The sequence below is a fragment of the Rhizobium sp. CFBP 13726 genome, assembly GCF_014841925.1.
Taxonomy (GTDB): domain Bacteria; phylum Pseudomonadota; class Alphaproteobacteria; order Rhizobiales; family Rhizobiaceae; genus Neorhizobium; species Neorhizobium soli.
On the sequence record NZ_JACYUU010000003.1, the window covers coordinates 428,225 to 452,474 of the forward strand.

The 24,250-nt window shown below is 59.3% G+C and carries 22 protein-coding genes and 1 tRNA gene; 15 read left to right on the forward strand and 8 right to left on the reverse strand.

Annotation, left to right across the window (positions count from 1 at the left end; genetic code table 11):
* Positions 1-117 precede the first annotated feature (117 nt).
* The 5 genes from galE (at position 118) to IFT66_RS16115 (ending at position 4,859) form a co-directional block, all read left to right on the forward strand.
* Complete coding sequence (gene galE / locus IFT66_RS16095; protein WP_113109456.1) at positions 118-1,152, forward strand: UDP-glucose 4-epimerase GalE; 1,035 nt, start codon at positions 118-120, stop codon at positions 1,150-1,152.
* 120 nt (positions 1,153-1,272) lie between these two features.
* Positions 1,273-2,040 carry a polysaccharide deacetylase family protein gene (locus tag IFT66_RS16100; protein WP_113109457.1) on the forward strand — a complete coding sequence of 256 codons (768 nt, stop codon included), beginning with the start codon at positions 1,273-1,275 and terminating at the stop codon, positions 2,038-2,040.
* A 170-nt stretch (positions 2,041-2,210) separates the two neighbouring features.
* Positions 2,211-2,414 (forward strand): KTSC domain-containing protein, encoded by a 204-nt coding sequence (locus tag IFT66_RS16105; protein ID WP_062579001.1) that lies wholly within the window; start codon positions 2,211-2,213, stop codon positions 2,412-2,414.
* Between the two features lie 171 nt (positions 2,415-2,585).
* Positions 2,586-4,346 carry a putative bifunctional diguanylate cyclase/phosphodiesterase gene (locus tag IFT66_RS16110; RefSeq protein ID WP_162237961.1) on the forward strand — a complete coding sequence of 587 codons (1,761 nt, stop codon included), beginning with the start codon at positions 2,586-2,588 and terminating at the stop codon, positions 4,344-4,346.
* Positions 4,347-4,463: 117 nt separating this feature from the next.
* A complete protein-coding gene (locus IFT66_RS16115) occupies positions 4,464-4,859 on the forward strand; it encodes a Rid family hydrolase (RefSeq protein WP_184654102.1) in 396 nt (131 codons plus the stop codon).
* 18 nt (positions 4,860-4,877) lie between these two features.
* Here the strand turns inward: IFT66_RS16115 and IFT66_RS16120 are convergent, their stop codons facing one another.
* The gene (locus IFT66_RS16120) at positions 4,878-5,741 is read right to left on the reverse strand and encodes a MurR/RpiR family transcriptional regulator (protein WP_062579003.1); all 864 of its coding nucleotides are present in this window, start codon (positions 5,739-5,741) and stop codon (positions 4,878-4,880) included.
* Between the two features lie 136 nt (positions 5,742-5,877).
* On the opposite strand from IFT66_RS16120, the gene IFT66_RS16125 reads away from it, so the two are divergent.
* The 6 genes from IFT66_RS16125 (at position 5,878) to IFT66_RS16150 (ending at position 14,046) form a co-directional block, all read left to right on the forward strand.
* Positions 5,878-6,966 carry a D-TA family PLP-dependent enzyme gene (locus IFT66_RS16125; RefSeq protein WP_192078212.1) on the forward strand — a complete coding sequence of 363 codons (1,089 nt, stop codon included), beginning with the start codon at positions 5,878-5,880 and terminating at the stop codon, positions 6,964-6,966.
* Between the two features lie 365 nt (positions 6,967-7,331).
* Positions 7,332-8,813 (forward strand): M81 family metallopeptidase, encoded by a 1,482-nt coding sequence (locus IFT66_RS16130; protein ID WP_192078213.1) that lies wholly within the window; start codon positions 7,332-7,334, stop codon positions 8,811-8,813.
* Between the two features lie 62 nt (positions 8,814-8,875).
* Complete coding sequence (locus IFT66_RS16135; protein WP_192078214.1) at positions 8,876-10,405, forward strand: ABC transporter substrate-binding protein; 1,530 nt, start codon at positions 8,876-8,878, stop codon at positions 10,403-10,405.
* A gap of 31 nt (positions 10,406-10,436) precedes the next feature.
* Positions 10,437-11,378, forward strand: a complete 942-nt coding sequence (locus tag IFT66_RS16140; RefSeq protein ID WP_162759435.1) for an ABC transporter permease — start codon at positions 10,437-10,439, stop codon at positions 11,376-11,378.
* 5 nt (positions 11,379-11,383) lie between these two features.
* Positions 11,384-12,238 carry an ABC transporter permease gene (locus IFT66_RS16145; RefSeq protein ID WP_425503199.1) on the forward strand — a complete coding sequence of 285 codons (855 nt, stop codon included), beginning with the start codon at positions 11,384-11,386 and terminating at the stop codon, positions 12,236-12,238.
* Between the two features lie 2 nt (positions 12,239-12,240).
* Positions 12,241-14,046, forward strand: coding sequence for an ABC transporter ATP-binding protein (locus IFT66_RS16150; protein ID WP_192078215.1), 1,806 nt, complete (start codon positions 12,241-12,243; stop codon positions 14,044-14,046).
* A 21-nt stretch (positions 14,047-14,067) separates the two neighbouring features.
* On the opposite strand, the gene IFT66_RS16155 is transcribed toward IFT66_RS16150, so the two are convergent.
* The gene (locus IFT66_RS16155) at positions 14,068-15,156 is read right to left on the reverse strand and encodes a calcium-binding protein (protein ID WP_192078216.1); all 1,089 of its coding nucleotides are present in this window, start codon (positions 15,154-15,156) and stop codon (positions 14,068-14,070) included.
* 197 nt (positions 15,157-15,353) lie between these two features.
* Here IFT66_RS16155 and IFT66_RS16160 point away from each other — a divergent pair, with 197 nt between their 5' ends.
* A complete protein-coding gene (locus IFT66_RS16160) occupies positions 15,354-15,788 on the forward strand; it encodes a BA14K family protein (protein WP_192078217.1) in 435 nt (144 codons plus the stop codon).
* Positions 15,789-16,259: 471 nt separating this feature from the next.
* Positions 16,260-16,778 carry a transglutaminase-like cysteine peptidase gene (locus IFT66_RS16165; RefSeq protein ID WP_062454880.1) on the forward strand — a complete coding sequence of 173 codons (519 nt, stop codon included), beginning with the start codon at positions 16,260-16,262 and terminating at the stop codon, positions 16,776-16,778.
* 147 nt (positions 16,779-16,925) lie between these two features.
* On the opposite strand, the gene IFT66_RS16170 is transcribed toward IFT66_RS16165, so the two are convergent.
* The 5 genes from IFT66_RS16170 to IFT66_RS16190 are packed head-to-tail and all read right to left on the reverse strand — an operon-like array spanning position 16,926 to position 22,307.
* Positions 16,926-18,383 (reverse strand): oligosaccharide flippase family protein, encoded by a 1,458-nt coding sequence (locus tag IFT66_RS16170; RefSeq protein ID WP_192078218.1) that lies wholly within the window; start codon positions 18,381-18,383, stop codon positions 16,926-16,928.
* A gap of 43 nt (positions 18,384-18,426) precedes the next feature.
* Positions 18,427-19,350: a glycosyltransferase gene (locus IFT66_RS16175; protein WP_192078219.1), complete on the reverse strand. Its 924-nt coding sequence runs from the start codon at positions 19,348-19,350 to the stop codon at positions 18,427-18,429.
* 8 nt (positions 19,351-19,358) lie between these two features.
* Positions 19,359-20,138, reverse strand: a complete 780-nt coding sequence (locus tag IFT66_RS16180; RefSeq protein WP_192078220.1) for a WecB/TagA/CpsF family glycosyltransferase — start codon at positions 20,136-20,138, stop codon at positions 19,359-19,361.
* 5 nt (positions 20,139-20,143) lie between these two features.
* Entirely contained in the window at positions 20,144-21,247 is a 1,104-nt protein-coding gene (locus IFT66_RS16185; RefSeq protein WP_192078221.1) for a glycosyltransferase family 4 protein, read from the reverse strand.
* Positions 21,240-22,307 carry a glycosyltransferase gene (locus tag IFT66_RS16190; RefSeq protein WP_174195583.1) on the reverse strand — a complete coding sequence of 356 codons (1,068 nt, stop codon included), beginning with the start codon at positions 22,305-22,307 and terminating at the stop codon, positions 21,240-21,242. The genes IFT66_RS16185 and IFT66_RS16190 overlap by 8 nt, the downstream gene beginning before the upstream one ends.
* 417 nt (positions 22,308-22,724) lie before the next feature.
* On the opposite strand from IFT66_RS16190, the gene IFT66_RS16195 reads away from it, so the two are divergent.
* Positions 22,725-23,609 (forward strand): glycoside hydrolase family 5 protein, encoded by an 885-nt coding sequence (locus IFT66_RS16195; protein WP_192078222.1) that lies wholly within the window; start codon positions 22,725-22,727, stop codon positions 23,607-23,609.
* A gap of 186 nt (positions 23,610-23,795) precedes the next feature.
* On the opposite strand, the gene IFT66_RS16200 is transcribed toward IFT66_RS16195, so the two are convergent.
* A tRNA-Thr gene (locus IFT66_RS16200) sits at positions 23,796-23,870 on the reverse strand.
* A gap of 153 nt (positions 23,871-24,023) precedes the next feature.
* Here IFT66_RS16200 and IFT66_RS16205 point away from each other — a divergent pair.
* Positions 24,024-24,248 carry a hypothetical protein gene (locus tag IFT66_RS16205; RefSeq protein ID WP_192078223.1) on the forward strand — a complete coding sequence of 75 codons (225 nt, stop codon included), beginning with the start codon at positions 24,024-24,026 and terminating at the stop codon, positions 24,246-24,248.
* Positions 24,249-24,250: the final 2 nt, after the last annotated feature.

The window sequence follows — 24,250 nt, forward strand, 5'->3', positions numbered from 1 at the left end:
GCCTGAACGCCGTGTTTTCCGTGTTCCGCGTTAAACCCGGCGGCCCCGCCCGGTGGTAAGGTTTGCTGAAGAACGGCCGTGTTTCTCTCTGCGAAAGAAAAAAGCAGGGGCGAGAAAATGGCTGTTCTGGTCACGGGTGGTGCAGGGTATATCGGAAGTCACATGGTCTGGGCGCTGCTCGACGCTGGCGAGGATGTCGTCGTGCTCGACCGGCTGTCGACAGGCTTTCGCTGGGCGGTTCCGGACGAGGCGCGCTTCTATCTGGGTGATGTCGGCGATTCCATCATCCTCAAGCAGATCTTTGCTGAAAATGACATCGACGCCATCCTGCATTTCGCAGGCTCGATCGTCGTGCCACAATCGGTCGCGCATCCGCTGGATTATTACGAGAACAATACCGGCAAGACCCGCTTCCTGGCGGCAGCCGCCGTCGAAGCGGGCATCAAGCATTTTGTCTTCTCTTCCACCGCCGCCGTCTACGGCGATCAGAAGGATGACACGCCGGTTCTGGAAAGCGCGCCGACGCTGCCGAAAAACCCCTACGGTCAGTCCAAGCTGATGTCCGAACTGATGCTGCGCGATGCGGCTGCAGCCCATGATTTCCGCTTCGTCGCGCTGCGCTACTTCAACGTCGCCGGTGCTGATCCGCTTGGGCGCACCGGTCTTTCCACGGAAGGTGCGACGCATCTCATCAAGATTGCCTGCGAGGCGGCTCTTGGCAAGCGCCGCGGCGTCGATGTCTATGGCACCGATTATCCGACAGCCGATGGTACCGGTGTGCGCGACTACATACATGTGACCGATCTGGTCGAAGCGCACTTGAAGGCACTGAGCTATCTGCGTCGTGGCGGCGAACCTCTGATCGCCAATTGCGGTTATGGGCGCGGCTATTCGGTGCTGGAAGTGCTCGAAGCGGTCAAGAAAGCCGGAGCCCGCGGGTTCGACATCAACTACGGCCCGCGTCGCCCGGGCGATGCAGCGAGCGTCGTCGCCAATGCGACGCTCGCCCGGCGCCTTCTTGAATGGATCCCGCGCCACGACGATCTCGACCTGATCGTCGAAACCGCAATCCGCTGGGAACGGGAACTGGGCGATCGCCGTCCGGAAAGCATCCGTGCGATCCGCACCCGGCTCGCGTCGGCGAGCTTCTGAGCGCAAGCATGATGCAGTGATGCGGCCGCATTGCTGATACGTGAGAATGCGCATGGTCGAATGGCGTGCAGGGGATTAAAAGCGGGATTCTGGAACAACCCGATCCTGCGGAAACTGACCATGCGCCTCTTGTCCACCGCCGCTATCCTCCTTTGCTGTCTTGCGCCTTTGGCGAAGGCAGACACTCTGGCGGTTCAGAAACTGGTCGAGCCGCGTCTGACGGTGGCGCCTGCGGGAAATGCGAAACACATCCGTGTTGCCCTTACCTTCGATGCCTGCATGGGCAAGGCCGACGAGCGTATTCTGACGACGCTGGTTCGTGAAAGAATTCCCGCAACGATCTTCGTCACGTCACGTTGGCTGAAGCACAATCCGGAAACCGTCGCTGTTCTGCGTGAAAACAGCGATCTCTTCGAGCTGGAAAATCACGGCGAGAATCACATTCCCGCAGTCGATATTCCGATCGCGATCTATGGCATACCGGCCGCAGGCTCGCCTGAAGCTGTCGGCCGCGAGGTGGGGAGAGGAGCCGACGCCATGCTTGCAGCCGGTCTTCCGAGACCGCACTGGTTTCGCGGCGCGACGGCAAAATATGATCTCTCGGCCATCCGGGAGATCCGGGCCATGGGTTTCAAGATCGCCGGCTATTCGCTGAACGGCGATGATGGCTCGCTCCTCGGCGCCGCGGCTGCCGAAAAACGGATTGCTGCTGCCAAGGATGGCGATGTGGTGATTTCACACATCAACCAGCCGACTCATGCCGCCGGCGAGGGGGTCGCTCGTGCACTGGTTGATCTGAAAAACAGAGGCGCAGAATTCGTTCGCCTCTCTGATTTCGAGGCCTCAGGCGACCATGAGACGACCGCCAAGCTGCCTGGATTGTTTTGAGGTGGATCGGGATCAGCCTCAAAAGTAGGGCTCGGAAATTGCTAGTTCCTCCGAATTTCATGTGAAAGCAACGAAGAGAGCGTGAGCATCTCGATTACTTAATTAAGCTTAAATTTTCTTGCAATTTTTATGCTGCACTGCATTATTGTCTCCGTTCAAGGAGTGCGATTATGCAAGCAGAGCTAAACTCATCTCTCTTCGATGCTGCTGCTTATGATGAAGGTGCAGAGCGTCTCCGGCTGTTCATGAAAAACGGGCAAATTCGCGAATTCGAGACGGTACCCGTGCAGGTGTTCCAGCAATTGGCAGGGTCCCGGTCGCCAGGACAGTATTACATCGAAAACATACGGTCCAAGTTCCCGATGTTCGGTTGATCGCCGAAACGGCGTCGCGCGGCGGTCGCGAACGGCCTGAGCTATCTCGCTGACGCGGATCGCCGGTGTTTAAAGGGTAGAGCTCCCTCATAATAACACGTGCACATTGTTTTAGTATTCGCTAAGTAATGGCTGTTATTGTCGTCGCCACTGATGTCGGCAGAGCAAGCCATGGAAAACAAACGCATCTGGACGAACAACGAACTGGACGACCTCCTGCGCCAGTTGAATGTTGCTTTGGAGGCTTCCGGCATCGGCATCTGGCAGCACAATCTGCGCAAGAACCAGACCCGCTGGGATGAGCAGCTACAGGAGCTCTACGGTGTCCCGAAGGGACCGACGGATGTGGTGTGGCTCGAATGCGTCCACCCAGACGACCGAGATGCCGCCAATGCGCACTTCGAAAAGGCAATCGAAAACCGCGAAGACTATGCGTCACAGTTCAGGATCATCCGCCAGGATGGCTCCATTCGCCACCTTCGCTCACGCGCAAAGTTCTTCATCGACGGGAATGGCGAGCCATGCTTCGTCGGCGCGGAATGGGATGTCACCGACGATGTGATGCGAAGCCATCAACTGGCGGAAGAGCGGGAAGCCGCAGACCAGAGCCGCGCCGAAGCGCGCTATGCTGCTGACCACGACCACCTGACCGGACTTCTCAACCGCCGCAGCTTCGACGCGATATGTGCCAGCCTTGCAAAACGCGGTGAGCTGGACTTCGTGTCGCTGTGCCATCTCGACGTCGATAACTTCAAGGAAATCAATGACCGATATGGCCACGCCTGTGGAGATGTGGTCATCGCCCATGTCGCGTCGATCCTGAAGCAGGCAAGCCGCCCGGGAGATATCGTGGCGCGGCTGGGGGGTGACGAATTCGCCATCGTTTCGATGGACCGCGGCCTCAACGCGATGGAGAAGATCGTCGCCGAAATCCGCGCCGAGCTACAGTCACCCGTTCTTCTCAACGGCAAGAATGTCGTTGTCACCTGTTCGATGGGCGTGGCGCAAACCTCGGCGTCGGATGTCACCGGACTGCTCGCCTGTTCCGATCTCGCGCTCTATGAGGCCAAGAGAAACGGACGCAACCGCGCCGAATGGTTCTCGCCCGCCATGGCAGCCGCATCGATCGCCGAAAAACACATCCTCTACGAGCTGCGCAGCGCCATCACCAACGGCAATTTCGTGCCGTTCTACCAGGTACAGGTCGATGCCCGGACCCGCGCGATCAAGGGCCTCGAAGCGCTGGTGCGGTGGAAACATGGAGAAGAGCTGAAACCACCCGGCGCATTTTTGCCGACTGCGGTGACGAACGGGTTGATTGACGAAATCGACGAAATCATGCTGCGCCTCGTCCTTGCCGACTTGAGGCGATGGCAAGCCGAGGGATTTGCTCTGCCGCGCGTGTCCGTCAACATGTCGGCCTCCCGCCTCTCCGATCCTGATTTGGAGGAAAAGCTCAAGCGTCTCGATATCCCGGCAGGCCAGGTGAGTTTCGAACTGGTCGAGACGATCTTCCTCGATGAGCTCACACCGGAGATCAGAGCCAATATCGATGCCATCCGGTCGCTTGGGATTGAAATCGAGATCGACGATCTCGGTTCGGGCCATGCCTCACTGCTCGGGTTGATCAAGCTTCGCCCGGACCGCGTCAAGATCGATCGGCAGCTCATCCTGCCCATGCTGGATGGCCTGCCCCAGCAGCGCCTGGTCGCCGCACTGGTCGATATCGCCCGGACGCTGGACATGGAAGTCGTCGCCGAGGGCGTCGAAACGCTCGGCCATGCGGACGTGTTGGCAAGTCTTGGCGTTGACCTGTTGCAAGGTTTTGCCTTTGGCCGGCCGGAGCCGGCACATGTCGTCGAGAAGCGCTTGGAGAAGCGCCATACGACGGCGCCGACCGGTTCGCGCGCGTCGTCGGCAAGGCGTCGCTGATATCCGAGCCGTTTTAACTACCGTAAATAATTTTCTCGTATTCCCCCGAGGTGCTGGAAATTCGCATCCAGGCAGTGCTAGATTCACGGTCGGTGAAAATAAATTACGGAGAGCATCGTGGGTCACAAGAAAATCGAACGTCTCGCTGCGGCCGACGCACAGGCGGGCGGCCAGCGACGTCCATTCGCCAAGGCCGTGCGCGCCGGCGATTTCGTCTATGTGTCCGGCCAGGTGCCGACGGTGGATGGCGAAGTGGTGACCGGTGGCATCGTGGCCCAGACCGAACAGGTCGTTGCGAACATCAAGGAAGTGCTTGCGCTTGCGGGCTGCACGCTGGCCGATGTCGTGAAGGTCAATGTCTGGCTCGACGATGCCCGTGACTTCTCCAGCTTTAACGCCGTGTTCCAGAAGCATTTCATCGATCATCCACCGGCACGCTCGACGGTACAGTCGCCGCTGATGGTCGATGCCAAGGTCGAGATGGACGTGATCGCCTACAAGCCGATCGACTGATTGTGTCAATGACGACCGTCAGTCTCCGAGAAGCTGGCGGTCGTCGCCGTCGCGGTTGCGCACCAGTTCTTCCTTGATGCTGCGCAGCGCCTTGAGCGCAATGTTGCGGTCGGCATAGGCGACCATGTTGGCGAGGATGTCGATCGCAGCGAGATAGGCAAAGCGGGTCGAGGTGGGGCGGAAGATGTTCTTGCCCTCCTGCATGTCGATGGCGATCGTCAGGTCGGCCGCATCGGAAACAGGCGAGCCCCGCTGCGTCATCACGATGGTGGGAATGCCGTGTTGACGCAGCAGCTTGAGGCATTGCACGAGACCCATGTCGCGGCCGGTATAGGACGATCCGAACACGACCGTGCCGGGCTGGGCTGCTGCCGAGATCATCAGGTTCATGTTGTGGTCGTTGGACGCGTTGATGCGGCAGCCGAGACGAAAGAGGCGATTGTGCAGCTCGTTGACGACCATCGCGGAATTGCCGCTGGCACCGAAGGCCTGGATGAAGTCGGCGCCGCGCAGCATCTGCGCCGCCTTCTCGATCGCGCCGAGATCGAGCTGCCGGTGCAGGTCGAACAGCGCGTTCTGGGCTTTCGAGATAATGTCCTGGGCCACCTCTTCCACCGTCGCGGTCGGCGCTTCCGGTTTCAGGTAGCGCAGGCCGACATAGGCCATCTTGGCCAGTTGTACCTTGAAATCGGAATAGCCCTGGCACCCCAGCCGACGGCAGAACCGGGTCACGGTAGGCGGCGAGACCCCGGCGCGCTCGGCCAGATCGCTGATCGAGGAATTGACCACGAAATCGACATTGGCGAGCGCAAACTGCGCCAGTTTGGTCTCCAGGCTCGAGAGCCTGCCGTCTTCGTCGGAAAGCGCGTGAAACAGATCCATCAGGTACTTTCCTCGAAAATTGGCGCAGACACGAAGCACGTCACGATCGTGAAAATGAATTTCACCAGTTCTTGCCCTGATAGCACAAAGCGGGCAAGCATCAACGAAACCAGCCACGCCCACAGAGGTTTACATCATGAACTATCCCTGGCCTGAAACCGGCACGCCGCTCGATCAGATCGCAACGCCGATGCCTGTGATCGACGAGGATCGGCTTGCCGCCAATATTGCGCGGGTGCAGGGTTACTGCGATGCGCAGGGCAAGGCGTTCCGACCGCATATCAAGACCCACAAGATCGCAGCCGTCGCCCGCCAGCAGATCGAAGCCGGCGCCGTCGGCCTCAATTGCCAGAAGGTCACCGAAGCCGAAGTGTTCGCCGATGCCGGTTTCGACGACATCCTGATCACCTACAATATCCTCGGACCGGTGAAACTTGCGCGGCTGAAGGCGCTGAATGCGCGCGTGTCAAAGCTTGCCGTCGTCGCAGATAGTGAAACGACCGTGTCGGGCCTGTCTGCAGCGTTCGATGCCGATCGCCCGCTGACCGTCCTGATCGAATGCGATACGGGCGCAAAACGCTGCGGCGTGCAGACGCCGGAACAGGCGGTGGCTCTCGCTGAGAAGATTGCGGCGGCGCCCGGCCTGCGCTTCGGTGGCATCATGACCTACCCGGCCATCGGTGGCGCAGAGGCCGTCGAGGAGTTCATGGCGACCACCATGTCGCTTCTGTCGGAAAAGGGCATCGAATGCCCGGTGCGGTCCAGCGGCGGTTCGCCGGATCTCTTTTCGGCACATCTGGTGCCCTCCGCCACCGAACATCGGGCGGGAACCTATGTCTATAACGACCGCAGCATGGTGCGCGCCGGTCACTGCACGCCCGATGATCTCGCCATGCATATCCTGGCAACGGTCGTTTCGAAGCCGGCGCCCGACCGGGCGGTGCTCGATTGCGGCTCGAAGGCACTGACATCCGATTTGCTCGGGTTTTCCGACTACGGCTCACTCGTCGGCTTCGAGGGCGCGCGGATCGTATCGCTGTCCGAAGAACATGCGGTGGTCGATCTCTCGGGCTGTGCAGTGCCGTTTGCGGAGATCGGCCAGATCGTGAAGGTCGTGCCGAACCACACCTGCGTCGTCACCAACCTGTTCGACCGGATGGTGTTTCACCGGAACGGCATCGTGACGAGGGTCGAAAACATCGATGCACGCGGCACCGTCTGGTAGCTGACGGTTCGATTTCCCCTGATGGAATGAAAATAGGGCGCCTGTTTTGGGCGCCCTTTTTCATGTTCGGAGCGCGAAAGACCGTCGCGCTGAAAATTTTACCCGATTAAGGCTCGTAGAAAATAAATTACACAAAGTGGTGCTTATTTTGGAAAATCGTTGACTTGAGCCGGTTTTGACGCATTATGAAGAAAATAAATTACACCAAAATGGTGAGCGGGCGAACTGAACGAGAAATGGGACCTAGGTTTTCCGGGGCATGGCGTGCCTGTTCCGGCAAGCAATAAAACTCACACAATTTGGGGACTGACGCTCGGCGACCGCGATGGGAGCCTGATGCCGTCGGACCTATCCGGATAAGACACATGCGCATCTTCACCGCCTCGCTGGCGACCGAGACCAACACATTTTCTCCCGTTCCGACGGATATGAACGCCTTCAAGGCGGCGTTCTTCGCCGGGCCCGGAGAGCATCCGGATACGCCGACGCTGTGCTCGTCCGTCGTGCCGATCCTGCGCCGCCGCGGCAGGGCAGAAGGTTTTACCGTGATCGAGGGCACGTCCTGCTGGGCAGAGCCCGCCGGCCTGATCCAGCGCCAGACCTATGAGGCGCTGCGCGACCTGATCCTCTCCGAACTGACGGAAGCGCTTCCCGTCGATGGCGTCGTGCTCGGTCTTCACGGTGCAATGGCCGCGCAGGGCTATGACGATCCCGAAGGCGATTTTCTGGCCCGTGTCCGGCAGATTGTCGGCCCGGATGTTCTGGTTGCCGCCGAATTCGATCCGCACAGTCACCTGACGGCGCTGCGTGTCGCCAATCTCGATATCATGGCTGCCTTCCTCGAATTCCCCCATACGGATTTCGAACAGCGCGGCGAACACGTGATCGAGCTGGCGCTGCAGGCCTTGAAGGGCAAGATCAAGCCGGTCATCTCCACATTCGACTGCCGGATGATCACGATTTTCCCGACCAGCCGCGAGCCGATGCGCTCCTTCGTCGACCGCATGCAGGCGCTGGAAGGCAAGGACGGCATCCTGTCGGCCTCTGTCATCCACGGCTTCATGGCCGGCGACCTGCCCGACATGGGCACCCGCATCGTCGTCGTGACGGACAACGACAAGGCCAAGGGCGATGCGCTTGCGGCCTCTCTCGGTCGCGAGCTCTACAGCCTGCGCCGGCAGACTGCGATGCCCATGCTCGATACCGAAGCGGGCCTCGACAAGGCCGTGTCGATCCGCTCCTCGCATCCCGGGGTGCCGGTAACGATTGCCGATGTCTGGGACAATCCCGGCGGCGGCGTGGCGGGTGATGCGACCTTCATCCTGCGCCGGATGATGGAGCGCGGCATGGATGATTTCGCCGTTGCGACCATCTGGGATCCGATTGCCGTCACCTTCTGCCAGGCGGCAGGAGAGGGCGCGGAACTCAGCCTGCGCATTGGTGGAAAATCCGGTCCGGAAGGCGGTGAACCGCTCGATCTGCGCGTCACGGTGCAAAGCGTGTTCGATGCGGGCTGGCAGAGCTTTCGCAACAGCCGCGTCACGCTCGGCAGCACCGCCGTCGTGCGCCCGGTCGGTACCCATATCGATATCGTGCTGATCACCAGCCGCACCCAGACCTACGAGCCCGACATCTTTGCCAATCAGGGCATCGATTTCGCGGCCAAATCCTATCTGCTCGTCAAGTCGACCAACCATTTTCACGCGGGCTTCCAGCCGGTCTCGTCTGAGATCGTCTATATCGCCGCGCCGACCTGTTACCCGACCAATCCCGCAACGACGCCGTATCGCAAAGCGAGCCTCGAAATATGGCCGCGCGTCGCCGATCCGCTGGGACTGGATGCCTGAATTTTCGACCGGACAGGAAAGCCGGCCGGGATTTGACCACTGAAGACAACAAGGGGATGACAATGAAAAAGAGTGCACTTGTTCTCATGACGCTGGCGGCATTGGCCGGCACCAGCAGCCTGGCGCTGACACAGGCGAACGCCCAGGCAGGCGACGGCGTGCTGACGGTTGCGACGATCGGCGAGCCTCCGTCGCTCGACGTGATGCAGACGCCGACCGATATCGTGCTGACGATCGACCAGCACATTTTCGAAACGCTCTACACCTATGACGCCGAGTGGAAGTCCGTGCCGCTTCTGGCCGCCGCCATGCCGACGCTGTCGGAAGATGGTCTCACCTACAAGATCCCGCTGCGCGAAGGCGTGAAGTTTCACGATGGCAGCGACTTCGATGCCAAGGACGTCACGGCTTCGCTGAAGCGCTGGATGACGATCAATTCCAAGGGCAAGCAGGTTGCCGGCGTCGTCGAAAGCATCGCGGAAGATGGCGACCATGCCATCGTCATCAAGCTGAAGTCGCGCTATGCGCCGCTGCTCGCAACCCTCTCCCAGGCGTCGGTCATCCTGCCATCCGAAAAGATCGCCGATACGCTGACCGAATTCGTCGGCACGGGTCCTTATTCGCTGAAGGAACGCAAGCCCGACCAGTACACCCAGCTCGTCCGTTTCGATGGCTACAAGTCGCCCGAGGGCACGCCGAGCAACTATGCCGGCAAGCGCGAGGCGATCGCCAAGGAAATCCGCTTCGTGCCGGTTCCAGACGCCAATACACGCGTCGAAGGCCTGATTTCCGGCCAGTTCGATTTCGCCGACTCGCTACCGGTCAGCGCCTATGAGCGCGTCGAAAAGAGCAGCAATGCCAAGCCTGTCATCTTCAAGAATGCCGGCTGGGCGTCGATGAACATGAACATGAAGGAAGGCCTTCTGGTTAAGAAGGAACTCCGTCAGGCCGTTCAGGCAGCGCTCAACGCATCGGATATGATGCTCGCGGCTTTCTCCGACGACCGCTTCTTCAGCGTCGATGCCTCGATCTTCCCGGAAGGCTCCTTCTGGCACACCGAAGCGGGCGTTGCCCGCTATGGCGAAGGCGATCCGGAAGCAGCTGCAAAGCTTTTGAAGGCTGCCGGTTACGATGGCCAGCCGCTGCGCCTAATGACCAGCCGCCAGTACGAATTCCACTACAAGATCGGCGAAGTCGCCAAGGCCTATCTCGAAGCTGCAGGCTTCAAGGTCGATCTGCAGGTGGTCGACTGGGCAACGCTCACGACCCGTCGTGCCGACGCCAAGCAGTGGGACATCTTCATCACCCACTCCAACTTCCCGGGCGATCCGACGACGATCAACACGATCACCGACACCTATCCGGGCTGGTACGTCTCCGACCAGAAGACCAAGGCCGTTGCGACCTACATGGACGCCACCACCGACGATGCCAAGAAGACCGCATGGGACGCGATCCAGACCGTCATCTACGACGATGCGCCGCTCTACAAGGTCGGCAACTTCAATGGGGTTTCGGGTCTCGCCAACGGTGTTTCCGGTTATGAGCCGACCTACTGGCCGCATTTCTGGAACGTGAGCCCGAAGAAGTAAGCTGGATAACTAGGGACTGGCTATGGCAAGGATCGCACAGGCACTTTTGAAACGGCTGGGGGGCATGGCTATCGTGCTCGCCCTCGTCGTGACGGTGGTCTTCATCATCGTTCGCGTGACGCCTGGCGATCCTGCCGCTGTCATGCTGGGGTCGGATGCGACCCCGGAAGACATCGCGCAGCTGCGCACCCGCATGGGCCTCGATGCGCCCATGCTCGTCCAGTACGGCCAGTTCGTACTGGGCATTCTGAAAGGCGATCTCGGTCAGTCCATCTTCTTGAACCAGCCGGTAACGACTGCCCTTGCCGCCCGTGCTGAGCCGACCTTCTTCCTCACCCTGTTCTCGATCCTGATCGCGGTCGCCATCGCGCTTCCCGTCGGCATTCTCTCCGCCGTCAAGCGCGGCACGATCTTCGACCAGATCGTCGTGACGCTGACCATGGTTGCAGCAAGCGTGCCGAGCTTCTGGCTCGGCCTGATGCTGATCCAGATCTTCGCGGTCGGGCAGGGCTGGTTCCCGGCCTCCGGCTACGGCGGTCCGGGCACGCCGTTTTTCGAGCGGCTGCATCACCTCGTCCTGCCGGCCGTGGCACTCGGCGTCGTCAACTCGGCGCTGATCACCCGCTTCACCCGCGCCGCAATGCTCGATGTGCTCGGCGACGATTATGTGCGCACCGCGCGCGCCAAGGGAGCGGGCGAAGGCCGCGTTATCCTCAAGCACGCCTTGAAGAACGCGCTGATCCCGATCATCACCGTCATCGGTCTGTCGGTCGCCATGCTGGTCGCGGGTGCCGTTGTGACGGAAACCGTGTTCGGCCTTCCCGGCGTCGGCAACCTTGTCGTGTCAGCCGTGTTGCGGCGTGATTATCCGGTCATCCAGGGCGCGCTGCTCGTCGTTGCCGCCATCTACGTTCTCATCAACTTCATCGTCGACATGCTCTACATCATCGTTGATCCGCGGGTGCGCCTATGAACACCATGGCCTCCCTCTCCATGCCCTTCGCGTCAAGCCTTCGCCGCCTGTTCGGAAACCGCGCGATGCTGGCCGGCGCCATCATTCTCGTGGTCGTTGTCGCGGCAGCTTTGCTTGCGCCCTGGGTCGCCCCTTACGCGCCAAACAAGCTGTCGATCGTCAACAAGCTGAAGCCGCCGTCGATGTCGAACTTCTTCGGCACCGACGAATTCGGCCGCGACATCTTTTCACGCGCCATCTTCGCCGGCCGGATCTCGCTGATGGTCAGCCTCGGCGTGGTCGCCATTTCCACGGTTCTCGGGGTCATTCTGGGTGTCGCTGCCGGCTTCTTCCGCAAGCTCGACGCGCCGATTTCGCGCCTCCTCGATGCGATGATGTCGTTTCCCGATATCCTGCTCGCGATCGCGCTCGTCGCGGCACTCGGTCCGTCGCTCACGACCGTCATCCTGGCGCTCGGCATCACCTACGCGCCGCGTCTTGCCCGCATCATCCGCGGCTCGACGCTGGTGTTGCGCGAACTGCCCTATATCGAGGCAGCTGTGGCCATGGGTCTGCCCACATGGCAGATCCTGCTCCGCCACGTTCTCCTCAACCTCGCATCGCCCATCCTCGTGCAGGCAACTTTCGTCTTCGCCTCGGCGATGCTGGCGGAAGCGAGCCTCTCTTTCCTCGGCGTCGGTGTTTCCACTGACATGCCGACCTGGGGCACGATGCTGGCTTCGGGGCGCGAATACATGAACAACGCTCCGTGGCTGATGGTCTTTCCGGGCCTTGCCATCGTGTTTTCGGTTCTCTCCCTGCAGTTGCTGGGGGATGGCCTGCGCGATCTTGTCGATCCACGGCTGGCGAAGGAGAGCTGATCATGACCGCCACAGTAAAAACGACCCCGCCTGTTCTGTCGGTCGAAAACCTGACGACCTCCTTCAAGACGCCGGAAGGATGGAAGGCCGTCATCCGCAACATCAGCCTGTCCGTCGATGCCGGTGAGACGGTGGCGATCGTCGGCGAGAGCGGTTCTGGCAAAAGCGTCACAGCGCTCTCCACCATGCGGCTCCTGCCGCCGGGACGCTCGCGCACCGAGGGCCGAATCCTGCTCGACGGTAAGGACCTGCTGGCCGCAAGCGAATCCGAAATGCGGAAGGTCCGCGGCGGGTCGATCGGCATGATCTTCCAGGAGCCGATGACCTCGCTCAATCCGGTCTTCACGATCGGCAACCAGATTGCCGAAGCGCTGGTCCTGCATCGCGGCCTGTCGTGGAGAGAAGCTGAGGCCGAAACCGTGCGGCTGATGGAGCGGGTCCGCATCCCCGCCGCCAAGGCGCGGCTGCACGAATATCCGCACAAGTTCTCCGGCGGCATGCGCCAGCGTGTGATGATTGCCATGGCGCTTGCCTGCCGTCCGAAACTGCTGATCGCCGACGAACCGACGACGGCACTCGATGTGACCATCCAGGCCGAGATCCTCCACCTGCTGCGCGAATTGCAACGCGAGGAAAACATGGGCGTGCTGTTCATCACCCACGACATGGGCGTGGTGGCCGAGATCGCCGACCGCACCGTCGTGATGTTCCGCGGCGACATGATCGAGACCGGTCCGACCACCGAGATCTTTGCAAGCCCGAAGGCGATCTACACGAAGTCGCTGCTCGCCTCGATCCCGCGCCTCGGCGCGATGGGCGCGTGCCTGGCGCCCAAGCGTTTTCCCGAAGTCGATCCTGCGACGGGCGTGGCGACCGACGGCCGCGAAATGAAACCGGTTTCCCAGTCCGTCGCACCAATCCTCAAGGTTGAGAATCTTGCGGTCCGTTTCGACCTGCCCAATGGTCGCGTCCATGCCGTGGAAGACGTATCCTTCGATCTGCGCTCCGGTGAAACACTGTCGCTGGTCGGTGAATCCGGTTGCGGCAAGTCGACGACCGGACGCGCAATCATTCGTCTGCTCAATCCATCCGCCGGCTCGATCGTCATCGACGGCCAGGATGTGACCAAGGCCGGCACGCGCGATCTGCGAACCATGCGTCGCAATTCGCAGATGATCTTCCAGGATCCGTTTGCCTCGCTCAATCCGCGCATCACCGTCGGTTCGGCCATTGCCGAACCTATCCTTGCGCATAAAATGATGGGCAAGCGCGAGGCAAAGGCGCGTGTTTCAGAACTGCTGGAACAGGTCGGGCTTTCGGCGGCAATGGCCGATCGCCATCCGCATGAGTTTTCCGGCGGTCAGCGCCAGCGCATCTCGATCGCGCGTGCTCTGGCACTGGAGCCGAAATTCATCGTCGCCGACGAAGCCGTCTCGGCCCTCGACGTCACGGTCAAGGCGCAGGTCTCCAACCTGCTGCTCGAGCTTCAGGAAAAGCACGGTCTGGCCTATCTGTTCATCTCCCACGACATGGCGGTCGTGGAGCGCATGAGCCACCGGGTCGCTGTCATGTTCCTTGGAGAGATCGTGGAGATCGGGCCGCGTGCGGCGATTTTCGACAATCCGCAGCACGCCTATACCCGCAGGCTGATCTCGGCCGTGCCGGTTCCCGACCCCTCACGCCGCGGTGAGACGCCGCCGCCACTGTCCGAAGAGATTAAGAGCCCCGTGAGGCCGCTCGATTACGTGGCGCCGAAGCGCACCTATCTCGAGGTCTCGCCGGGCCATTTCGTCCAGCAGGCGGCGTAAGCACCCTCGTGCCGGATACGGTCAGGCGATGATGTCGAAGTCTGCTGCGGTGATGTTGAGGCCCTTGTCGACGATGGCAAACAGCATCTGCCCGTATTTCCCGGTTCCATCGGCGTCGTAGTAGAGACGACCGGTCGCCTTGTCGTAGATGATCCGGTCGGATGCGTCGCTGGCCGCGGTGCCGCTATGGAATGCATCCGATGCGAGATCCCCAACCGTGCCGGCCTTTGTGAATATATCCGTGTCGAGCCAGATCGTGTCATCCGCGACGGAGAAATCCGTGATCGTATCCACATTGCCCTTCTTGTTCAGTCGCGTGTCGAACACGAAACTGTCCGCGCCTTCGCCGCCTGTCAGGCGATCGTTCGAAAGGCCGCCGGAAAGGACGTTCGCGCCCTGGTCGCCCGTCAGCACATCGCGATACTGCGAACCGATGAGGTTTTCGATCGAGGTATAGGTATCGCCCTTGGCATTGTTCGTATTGCCCTCCGGCGCGGCGAGGCTGGCAACCACTGCGGTTGTGGCATTGGCGTAGGAAACGGTATCGGTTCCGGCACCACCGTCCATCTTGTCGGCGCCGGCGCTGCTCATCAGCTTGTCGTCGCCCTTGCCGCCGGACATGATGTCTGCGTAACGCGATCCGTTCAGCACGTCGTTGCCGTCACCCCCGATCTTGGGTTCATTGAAGGTCACGGACACTGTGATGTACGACGTCGGACCCGCCTTGATGCCGGTAAAGTCGATCGCAATCTTGTTGTAGTCGAACGAAACGTCCCGGCTGTCGAGGCCGGCAATATTGCTCTTGATCGAGACGCCGACGATCGGAGAAAGGTTGTTGTTGATATCGGTAAACACCGGCCCGTTGAAGTGCACAGCGCTGGCGGTGTCGCTTGAGGTCGGCTTGTAGCCGGAGGTCCACAAGGCATACTGGGTAAACTCGAAGCGGATCGAGTTGTCCTGCAGTTTCAGCTGGAACAGCGACTTTGTATTGACGGTAAGCGCGGCAACCGCGGTGGTGTCAACCACGCTGACGACGTCCTTGTCCAGGGACGGCGTAAGCCTGTTTGGGAACTGATACTCGTAGCCGAAGGGGTTGCCGTAAAAGCCCATGGGATGCTCCGCACGCTCTGAACAATCAGAAATAGCGGAGAATGCTTATTTAAGATTTAAACGATGTATTGGCCGCTGTTCCCGTTGTCGCGCTCGCTCAAGGTTGGAAACACCTGTAACGCGGGCCTCACTCTCGCGTGATGAGGGAACTCCCTGTTGCGTCAATGTGTTGTCTCTCCATAACACGGAGAACTAATATGAATATTGTTACGAAGTTTCTGACCGCGTCGTCGCTTGCGGTGGCACTGGGCCTCACCTCGCTTGTCCCGGCGACTGCCGCACCCCTGCCGATGGTGAAGTCGCCTCAGGTATCCGATGTCGAACATGTCCAGTACCGTCGTGACATGCGCGAACGCCGGGAAATGCGTGATCGTCGGGGCTGGCACCAGGGCCACCGTGGATACCGTGATCGCCGTCCGGGCTATCGCCGCCATTCCGATGGTTTCTGGTATCCCCTCGCAGCATTCGGCGCAGGCGCAATCATCGGCGGTGCCGTGACAAGTCGCCCGGCCCGCGCAGGTACCCGTGCTCACGTCCAGTGGTGTGCCGACCGCTACCGCAGCTACCGTGCATCGGATAACAGCTACGTGCCACGTGCCGGCGTTCGCGCACAGTGCAACTCGCCTTACTGAGGGCGTCTAGCCTTTTGAGGTGATGAGGGGCAGCGCATTGAGCTGCTGCCCCCATTTTTGATCCCGATTTCCTGTTGAAAATCTGGATCGAGTTACCATATCGTGGCTACAACATTGTTTTCGTCGGCGACCACGGATGTACTGGCGCAGTGGCTGAGAGCGATGCAGGAGGTCGGTGCGTGTATTCGCTCCGGCCTTTTTTGTTGCCCTGATGGGAGCAGTTCCTTGAACCATCAGCAAATCGATGTTTGCAGTAGTTCTTAAACAGAAAAATTTAATCTGCACGACGATTAAAATCTTACACTTTCTCAAAACGTGATATACAACGAATGCAGGTAAATTACTCTCCATTCCACATGGAGACGTGCCATGAAACTGCATTCGATAGTCATGACTCTGGCGTTTTTCGCAGTTCCATCGGTAACGATGGCGGCTGGCCCTGTCGGCATTCTGCGGGATGTGAGAGGCTCAATGCAGCGCATCCAGGAAAGTGGTTTTGCGCTTGCACCTTACGCTTTTGCGAAATTCTGCCGTAGCAATCAGGAACAGTGCGCCGATACCGGCGGCGACGGCATCGTCGAACTGACTGATGATCGCAAGGCGCAACTGCTTTCGGTGAATTCAGGCATCAATCGCACCGTCCGTCCCGTCAATGATGCCGACGGCTCCGACGAGTGGAGCATTGATGTGGCGTCAGGCGATTGCGAAGATTACGCGCTCACGAAGCGCAAACACCTCATCTCCCTAGGCTGGCCTTCCGGATCGCTGAGAATGGCTGTGGCAAGAACGCGGTCCGGAGAGGGACATGCGGTGCTGGTTGCAAAGACATCCGCCGGCGACCTGGTGCTGGACAACCGGTTCTCTGAAATCAAGCCGTGGAAGAAGACTGACCTGACCTGGATCATGATGCAATCGCAGAACAGCCCTAGGATCTGGGTCAAGATCGGGCCATCCGACGACCGCCCGACCTTTGTTGCTAACCAATGGTAAACTAGGGTCGCACTCGTCAGCCACCGGCGTGATGTCCTGATCGATCAGGTCGGACGCCCCGACGGTTACGATGATACCGTATCAGACCACCAACCTTCCCCAGGACCTCGAGACGAAGGCCAGCCTGCGAGACAGCCGGGCTTTAGATCAGGCAGCAGTCGGCGCACGAACGCGCCGCGCCTTCCAGATCTCAAGAAGTGGCCGGATACGATCGTGAAATACGAACGCGCATATCAATGCGTATGCCAGAGAGGCCGTAACGCTAAATGATACAGCGACTGATAAGTGTTTGAGATCGAGCTGCCATAGCCATAGAAACCCGGTCAGGGTTGATACGATCGCAATCGCGACAAGCGCCGGAAATGTTGTTTTGATCCCATCAAACGCGTTGATCTCACTGAATCGTTTCTGCACGGCCAGGAGAATAAACAACGCTGTCAGAGAGAATCTCAGGCTGAACATTGCTGCTGCCCAAAAAATCCCGAAATATGCTCCGACTGCAATCATCGCGACATCAGCAAGTGCCTGGTAAACATTGTTCAGGAATGCCAAGCTTGGGTGTCCTGTTGCAACCAGGAAGGTTTGCACGGGCACGACAACCGCAATGAACGGTAGCGCCACCAGCATCAGTGTTATCGTTTCGGGCAGTTGTGGCCACCTGTCTCCAAAAAACATAAATGCGACATAGGGCGCTGAAAACGCGGAAGCGACAAAAGGTATCGCGGCAACAAGGCCTGTTACCGCGCATGACCTCCACATCGTGCTTATCATCCGGTCACGATCCTCACCCATCCTCGAAAAGATTGGGAGCAGGATGTTGTTGATCGGATTGAGAAACAGGCTTGATGCGAGATCAAGCACCGTGCGTGATAGCCGAAAAACACCCGTCGCTGTCGGTGTCGCGACCAAACCGACCACCACATCGGCAGAGCGCACGTTGATCTGCGTGACTGCCGACATTCCGATTACGGCGAACGAGAAATTCAGCGTCGACCGCATCGAGATCAGCGTCGGCATGGCCGTTGGCTTCCAGCGCGCCGCCACAACACTGACCATCGCCGCAACGATCGGCGTTATCACGACGACTGCAACGATGCTCCAGGCGCCGAACCCCGAAAACGCAAGCGCGCAGCAGACAATCCCGCCCACAAGCAACCCGGCCGACTTTCGGACCGCCAGTACCTTGTAGGCGAAATCTCGCGCGAGCAGTCCTTCCGGCACGACCGCGAGCGCTGAGACAAGGGGAGCGATCGACGTCACGGCAACCATGGCACTGAGGCCGGAGAAGGTTTCCAGGTGGCGGAGAAGGGCGCTCGCTATCAACAGTAGCGCCGAGCCGCAAAGGCCAAGCAGAAGGAAGAGACCGAAGACCGAACTGACGAAGTCATCGTCGAGCAGTCGCCGCTGTATCACGACCTGGCTTCCGGACTGCAGGGTGGACGCGATGATCACGGCCGGCGCGGTCGTAAGCGCTGCGACACCAAACTCATGCGGCCCGAGCAGGGCTGCCGCAATCAGAAACACCACGGTCTGCGTCAGCCGCTCGACGAGCACCTGCGCAAGCGACCAGCTCGTACCCTTGATTGCCAGTTTCAAATAGGACATGTGAAGCCGATCGGTGAGATTTCGGTCGCGTCAAGCGAATGGTCTAGGCTGTGGCCCGGTCGATCCGAGGTTCCACCCCAGGGAACGGGCGGATTTCACCGTCGATCAGGTCCTTCGCCAACTGGTTTGGAATGATCTTCGGAACGCCGCGCGGGATCGCCGGCCCGATCAGCAGGCAGGCAAGCCGCAGCAGGGCAAGCTTCGCCTCGCTCCACCTGTTGAGACATGGATAGAGCACCGTCTTTGCGACCTGCTTGAAGAGTTGCTTTGCATAGGCCTTGTGGAACCCTCTGGCGACCAGGGAGCTGCCGTTGCCAAGCGAGTAGTAGAACGTGCGCTGGACATCGAATTCGGAGTTCAACGGCAAAGGCGGATGGTCGATTTCCAGGCCGGCCAACCGCTTGCCCTTCAGGCCGGCATCGACCAAACGTGCCCCGAGATCGAAGCCCTCTCCCGATCCATGAATGGCGCCGATACCCAGCGTGGCATCGAACTGGAATTTTAAAAACGTCTTGCGGCGAAGCGTCAGCCCCGGTTCCCACATGTTGCCGATGATGGTTTGCCTGTTGATTTGGACATCGCTTTCGATCCGGCTTGCAGCCAGCCGCTTGCCGTTCGAGACGATGTTGCAGGTGACGAAATCGACCGCGCCGACATCGAGAATGGTTTTCACCCTGCGGTAGAAATCGCTCGCGGCAGGGAATGTGTCGTCATCCAGAAACGAGATGAGATCGGCCGTCGCGTGACAGGCGCCGACATTTCGGGAATGCGACGAGCTGAACACGCGCGAAAATATGGTTTTCACACCGTCGATGCCGATCGTTTCGGTCTCGTCGAACCCCTGCATCACGATGATGATTTCAAGCGCGATCGCCCTCTGCTCCTGCAATCGCCGCACCACTTCGCGCGTGCGCGCCAGACGACTGCTCTTTGATACGACTGGAATGATCACGGAGACATCATACATCGGGCCACCTACGAGCTTATTCTGGATTGGTTCAGATCGGCGACAACGGCTGAGAAAAAGCCCCAGGAACTGATGAAGTACCGTTTGAACAAGCGACGGGGCTCGGTGGCCACTCGCCAAAACCATTCCATTCCAACCAGACGGAAAACCTTTGGCGCTCGAGTCTTGGTGCCGGCTGTGAATTCGAGAGCCGCGCCGAAGCAGAAGGCGTAAAGGTGCCCAAGCGCGGATCTGTTCTGATTCACCCAAATCTCGGATTTGGGCGCGCCGATACCCATGAACAGATGCGTTGTGCGGTTGTCGCGGATCGCGCTCAGCAGGTCGCGCGTATGAGAGGGTTGTTTTTCAAAACCAAACGGCGGTATCGCGTAGCCGAAGCCGGCCTCCGTGAAGCCACGTGCCGTCATCTGGACTGCCAGCCCGTCCGCCGTCGCCTGGCTCGAGCAGACGAAGAACGGCCGATGGTTCTTGTCTGTCAGGGCATCGAGCAGCTTGGGAAAGAGATCGGCGCCTGGTATCCGCTGCTTGACGGCCGCGCCGCACAGTTTCGCATAGAGAAAGACGGGCATGCCATCGATCGTGACTGACCACGCACTGTCGTAAGCACGTCTGAATTCAGCATTTTTGTACAGGTTGGAGACGTGATCCGTATTCGCAGTGACGACCAGTTTTACCCCGTCCGTCTCGGAAAGGGGAGAAACAGCCTGTTCTACGAGAGCGTCGTCGGAATATTCGTAAAAGGATAAACCGAATATTTTATCTCTGGACCCAAGTCGGTCTTCGGTCATTGCATTTATCTCTTTAAGTGTGTGACGGCTAAAACTTGCTCTGCAATCGCTTCCCAGGAAAAATTCTGATCGACATGGGCGGTCTGCCACCGCAGGATTTCCGCCCGCTCCGCCTCGTCTGAAAGTTTGGTCAGCAGTGCCTTGGCCTGCTCGATATTGCCTGCCTCGAAGGTCTGGCTGGCGCCGATCACCATCGGAATGCCGCCGACATGGGACCCGACAGCCGGCGTCCCGCAATAGATCGCCTCGATGCAGACACGGCCGAACTGTTCCCGCCAGTTCTTCGTCGAGAGGCTCGGCAGAATGAAGAGATCGAGCGCGCTGTAAAAGGTCCGCAGATCTTCCTTCTGAAGACTGGGAAGAACCGTTACCCCTGCCGCAACGAGTGTATCGACAAGATAATCATCTGCGACCGGCCCGCAGGCGAGGATCGTGACCGGGAGCTCCTGTGCAAGCTGCGCCAGGATCTCTATCCCTTTCGGCTGCCAGATCCGCCCGGCATAGCCGAGAACGAGACCGCCCTTCTTGAATGCATCGGAGACCTGCGGATACTTTTGCGCAAGCGCAGAACGTGCCGCCGACTTATCGACGATCGAAAACGACGACTTTGAAACGCCGTTACCGATGGGGCTTGAGATCTTGCTCCGGGGAGCCCCCCGTCTGTGAAGGACATCGGCGACCTCATGGTTCTTGGGAATGATCTTGGTCGCTGTTTTATAGACGAACCGCTCGAGGACATTCCATCCGGAGAGGTTTCCCTTGAGATTGATGGCCGAGCTTTCGATGTACATCGGCCGCCCGAGACGCAGGGTGGCGCTTAGGAACGCGACAAGCGAGTGCGGTTCCTCATGAACGTAGAGAATGTCCGCCCGTCGCGCTTCCCGGTAGAAAGCGATGGTGCTCGGAATGAATGTCAGCCAGTGCGACGACAAGACGGAATTAAACAGCTTCACCGGAAAGCGGAATTTCTCAGGGTCGAACGTTGTGCCTTGAAAGGTTTTTGGCCCCATGACCGTGAGATTGGCGACCTTCGAAAGCTCGACAAATCGGTCATGGTAGTGCGAGTTTCCGGCTTCATGCCAGAGCATGGTCAACTGGTGCTCAGGCATGGGACCGTGCTCCGGTGCGTCTTTGGGCCTGGATTTTCGAAAGCAGGTTGGCCGCGATAAAATCCCAGGAATACCGGGCTCTGTAGGCAAGATACGCGCTCTCAGTCGCTCGCGGAGCCGTCATGATCTCAGTCGCGATCTCATCAGCGGGGGTGCCCGGCGAGACCAGCCGTCCCCATGGCGGAGAAACAGTCCGGTGGATGGCGATGTCGGACGCGACAATGCTGCAGCCCAGCGACCCTGCCTCGACGAGCGGCATATTGAACCCCTCGTCATGCGACAAAGACAGGAACGACCGGCAGTTTGCGTAAAGCCACCGCAACTGGCTGTCGGATATGTCCTTCATCCATCGGATGTTGCTCGTTGGGTCGTTGCTCGCCCGGTCGAGATCGGTGGCGATATTTCCCCAACCGCTGCGACCAACAACGACCGACAGGACATTGTGCGGTTGAAGCGCTGCCGCGACGTCGATGATCTTTTCGTAATTCTTTCGGGGCTCCACCGTCCCCACGCTCAGGACGAAGTCTTTGCCCCGCAGTTCCGCGATCTCGGACAATTCGCCGTTGAACGGCAGCGCGGGGGCGTTGCCGATCTCGCTCACATCATGGGAGGGAAAGATCGGACGAAGCTTTGCCGCCGAGTAGCCGGTTGGCGCAAAGATGGCGCGGTATCGGGATGAAACGGCGCGCTCCACATCCCGAAACAGAAGGCGCCCCTTGATCGGCATCTCCTGTCCCCTTGTCCAGGGGAAGTCGTCGTGAATGATGCGATAGAGGGGCAGTCTGGATGATATGGAGAGCGGACTTGCCGGCATGCTCGGAAAGACGGCCGCATCGTAACTGGAAGATGCCAGTCTGAACGGCAAAGTGAGCCAGGCCATCAAAGGATGCTGGCAGAGGACCAGGTTGTCGTCGCTCGAAAAAAACGACGTCGACATGACATAGGCCGTGCTGCCAGGGCAAATTTTCCGGAATGCCTCGAATAGATTGATCCCGTAACGTTCGACACCGGTAATCTCCGGCTTGCGCGTGGCAAGCGTCAGATCGAATATCACTCGCATTCCCACTCCTGCTGTCGCCGGACACCCGCGCATGCCGTCTATCACCGCTGCTAATCAGTGAAATGTCGAGTAGCACGACATCGAATCGTGGTTACAGCATGGATATGCTCTTGCTGAGTCCTCATTAAACAAAACTAATCGCTAGGTTAATCGTATAATGGAATTCAATATGGGTGTTGTAGTGTGAATTCGCTGAGGTGTTGCACAAAAATCCGTAAGTTGTTGATTGTTTAGTGCATCAATATTATAATAAAATCTTTATTACAGGCGTCTTACATGAATGAATGCTCAAGAAGATCTTTGTTGTTCGGCGCTGGCGCCTTTGCGGCGTCGGTTGTGTCGTCAGGTCCTTCCGTAGGTGCCCGAACGGGAACGTGCCCGCTGATCGGGGTTAACCTGGCCGGTGCTGAGTTCGAGATGATTGGCGGCCGTTGGAAGTGGCCTCACCTGGAGAACCTGAATTATTACCTCTCGCTGGGCGTGAAAGTGTTTCGGATCCCCTTCAAGTGGAACCGCCTGCAGCCCGATATTGCAAAACCGCTTGAGCCGGCGGCACTTGAGGGCCTCGATCGTCTGGTCGGCCGGGCAGTGGGCGAGGGTGCGGTTGTCCTCCTGGATATGCATGACTACGGAAGGCGCGATAAGATCGTCATCGGAGACGGCACGTCAGCTGCAACGCTCGAAAGCTACGCGGCGTTCTGGGGCGAGCTGGCACAGCGTTACGGGAAAAACAGCCTTGTCTGGTACGGGCTGATGAACGAGCCGCATGACCAGGATCCCATTCTCAACCTCAACACCCAGAACGCCGCATGCGCCGAAATCAGGCGGCGTGGCGCAACGGGAACCGTGCTGTTTTCCGGCATCGCCTGGACGGGCGCCCATTCCTGGACGAAGACCTCGAACGGCACCGTGATGTTGCAGGCATTCGATCCCGCCGACAATTGCGGCTTCGACATGCACCAGTATCTCGACAAGGGATTTGGCGGCTCCAACCCGATCGTCACCGAAGGCATCGGAAAACGGATCCTGAAAAGCGCCACAGACTGGGCGACCCAACATCGAAAACGCATCTTCATCGGCGAATTCGCCACCGGCCGAACCGAAGGCTCTCTACGGGAACTGCGCGACCTGCTCGATGCCATGATGGCCCGCCCCGACATCTTCCTCGGCGCCACCTACTGGGCCGGCGGCGGCGTCTGGGGCAACACCAACCAGCAAACCGTCGATCCCCCACGCGACAGTCCGGGCGTCATGAGTGAGCAGATGAACCTGCTGCTGCCGTATGTTGGGTGTCGTGGCTAGGCGGGGAGGGGGAGGTGGCCTTCTACGACTTCAGGTTCTCCGGCGAACCAAAGTGGTCGCACGCGAAATCGACAATGAAACGGCTGGTAGTTTGCGCACGCGACGAAGCGAAACTTCGCGTCGCGCTAGGTCGTACGACTGTCCGAAAATTACTGGCAGACTAATTATAATGGATGGAAGGAAAAGTGGTGCTGCTAGAGAGATTTGAACTCTCGGCCTCTCCCTTACCAAGGGAGTGCTCTACCCCTGAGCTATAGCAGCATCTGCGGACGTTCGGGTTCGTGTCGTCAGCGAGGGGGCTATTGCCATAGGTTCGGGGCAAGTGCAAGCAGCAAAATCTAACTTCTTGGAGAACCATCCGGGAAAACGCCCGGGGCGCTTTCGTGTGTCGGGCTTTTTCTTTAAGGAGAAGCCATGTCTAAAAAACCAGAAACCTTGGATAGCCAGGCGCCGGCCGCACCGTTGAGCGAAGCCGAGCGGCGTGAGCTGGATCGCAAGCAGCGTGCCGCTGCGAAATTGCGGGAAAACCTGATGCGGCGGAAAGGTCAGTCGCGCGCGCGGCGCGCCGGCGAGGCGGACGAGACGCAAGGTTTGCTGGCGTCTTCGCCCTCTGCCGCAAAAACGGACGAATCATCATAGTC

What these genes read in the sequence shown, in the direction of transcription:
- IFT66_RS16150 (WP_192078215.1), top strand. Translation starts at nt 12,241, where the DNA reads ATGACCGCCACAGTAAAAACGACCCCGCCTGTTCTGTCGGTCGAAAAC.
- IFT66_RS16100 (WP_113109457.1), top strand. Translation starts at nt 1,273, where the DNA reads ATGCGCCTCTTGTCCACCGCCGCTATCCTCCTTTGCTGTCTTGCGCCT.
- IFT66_RS16155 (WP_192078216.1), bottom strand. Translation starts at nt 15,156, where the DNA reads ATGGGCTTTTACGGCAACCCCTTCGGCTACGAGTATCAGTTCCCAAAC.
- IFT66_RS16160 (WP_192078217.1), top strand. Translation starts at nt 15,354, where the DNA reads ATGAATATTGTTACGAAGTTTCTGACCGCGTCGTCGCTTGCGGTGGCA.
- IFT66_RS16130 (WP_192078213.1), top strand. Translation starts at nt 7,332, where the DNA reads ATGCGCATCTTCACCGCCTCGCTGGCGACCGAGACCAACACATTTTCT.
- IFT66_RS16165 (WP_062454880.1), top strand. Translation starts at nt 16,260, where the DNA reads ATGCAGCGCATCCAGGAAAGTGGTTTTGCGCTTGCACCTTACGCTTTT.
- IFT66_RS16135 (WP_192078214.1), top strand. Translation starts at nt 8,876, where the DNA reads ATGAAAAAGAGTGCACTTGTTCTCATGACGCTGGCGGCATTGGCCGGC.
- IFT66_RS16195 (WP_192078222.1), top strand. Translation starts at nt 22,725, where the DNA reads ATGATTGGCGGCCGTTGGAAGTGGCCTCACCTGGAGAACCTGAATTAT.
- IFT66_RS16120 (WP_062579003.1), bottom strand. Translation starts at nt 5,741, where the DNA reads ATGGATCTGTTTCACGCGCTTTCCGACGAAGACGGCAGGCTCTCGAGC.
- IFT66_RS16170 (WP_192078218.1), bottom strand. Translation starts at nt 18,383, where the DNA reads ATGTCCTATTTGAAACTGGCAATCAAGGGTACGAGCTGGTCGCTTGCG.
- IFT66_RS16110 (WP_162237961.1), top strand. Translation starts at nt 2,586, where the DNA reads ATGGAAAACAAACGCATCTGGACGAACAACGAACTGGACGACCTCCTG.
- IFT66_RS16175 (WP_192078219.1), bottom strand. Translation starts at nt 19,350, where the DNA reads ATGTATGATGTCTCCGTGATCATTCCAGTCGTATCAAAGAGCAGTCGT.
- IFT66_RS16145 (WP_425503199.1), top strand. Translation starts at nt 11,384, where the DNA reads ATGGCCTCCCTCTCCATGCCCTTCGCGTCAAGCCTTCGCCGCCTGTTC.
- IFT66_RS16205 (WP_192078223.1), top strand. Translation starts at nt 24,024, where the DNA reads ATGTCTAAAAAACCAGAAACCTTGGATAGCCAGGCGCCGGCCGCACCG.
- IFT66_RS16125 (WP_192078212.1), top strand. Translation starts at nt 5,878, where the DNA reads ATGAACTATCCCTGGCCTGAAACCGGCACGCCGCTCGATCAGATCGCA.
- IFT66_RS16185 (WP_192078221.1), bottom strand. Translation starts at nt 21,247, where the DNA reads ATGCCTGAGCACCAGTTGACCATGCTCTGGCATGAAGCCGGAAACTCG.
- IFT66_RS16105 (WP_062579001.1), top strand. Translation starts at nt 2,211, where the DNA reads ATGCAAGCAGAGCTAAACTCATCTCTCTTCGATGCTGCTGCTTATGAT.
- IFT66_RS16190 (WP_174195583.1), bottom strand. Translation starts at nt 22,307, where the DNA reads ATGCGAGTGATATTCGATCTGACGCTTGCCACGCGCAAGCCGGAGATT.
- galE (WP_113109456.1), top strand. Translation starts at nt 118, where the DNA reads ATGGCTGTTCTGGTCACGGGTGGTGCAGGGTATATCGGAAGTCACATG.
- IFT66_RS16180 (WP_192078220.1), bottom strand. Translation starts at nt 20,138, where the DNA reads ATGACCGAAGACCGACTTGGGTCCAGAGATAAAATATTCGGTTTATCC.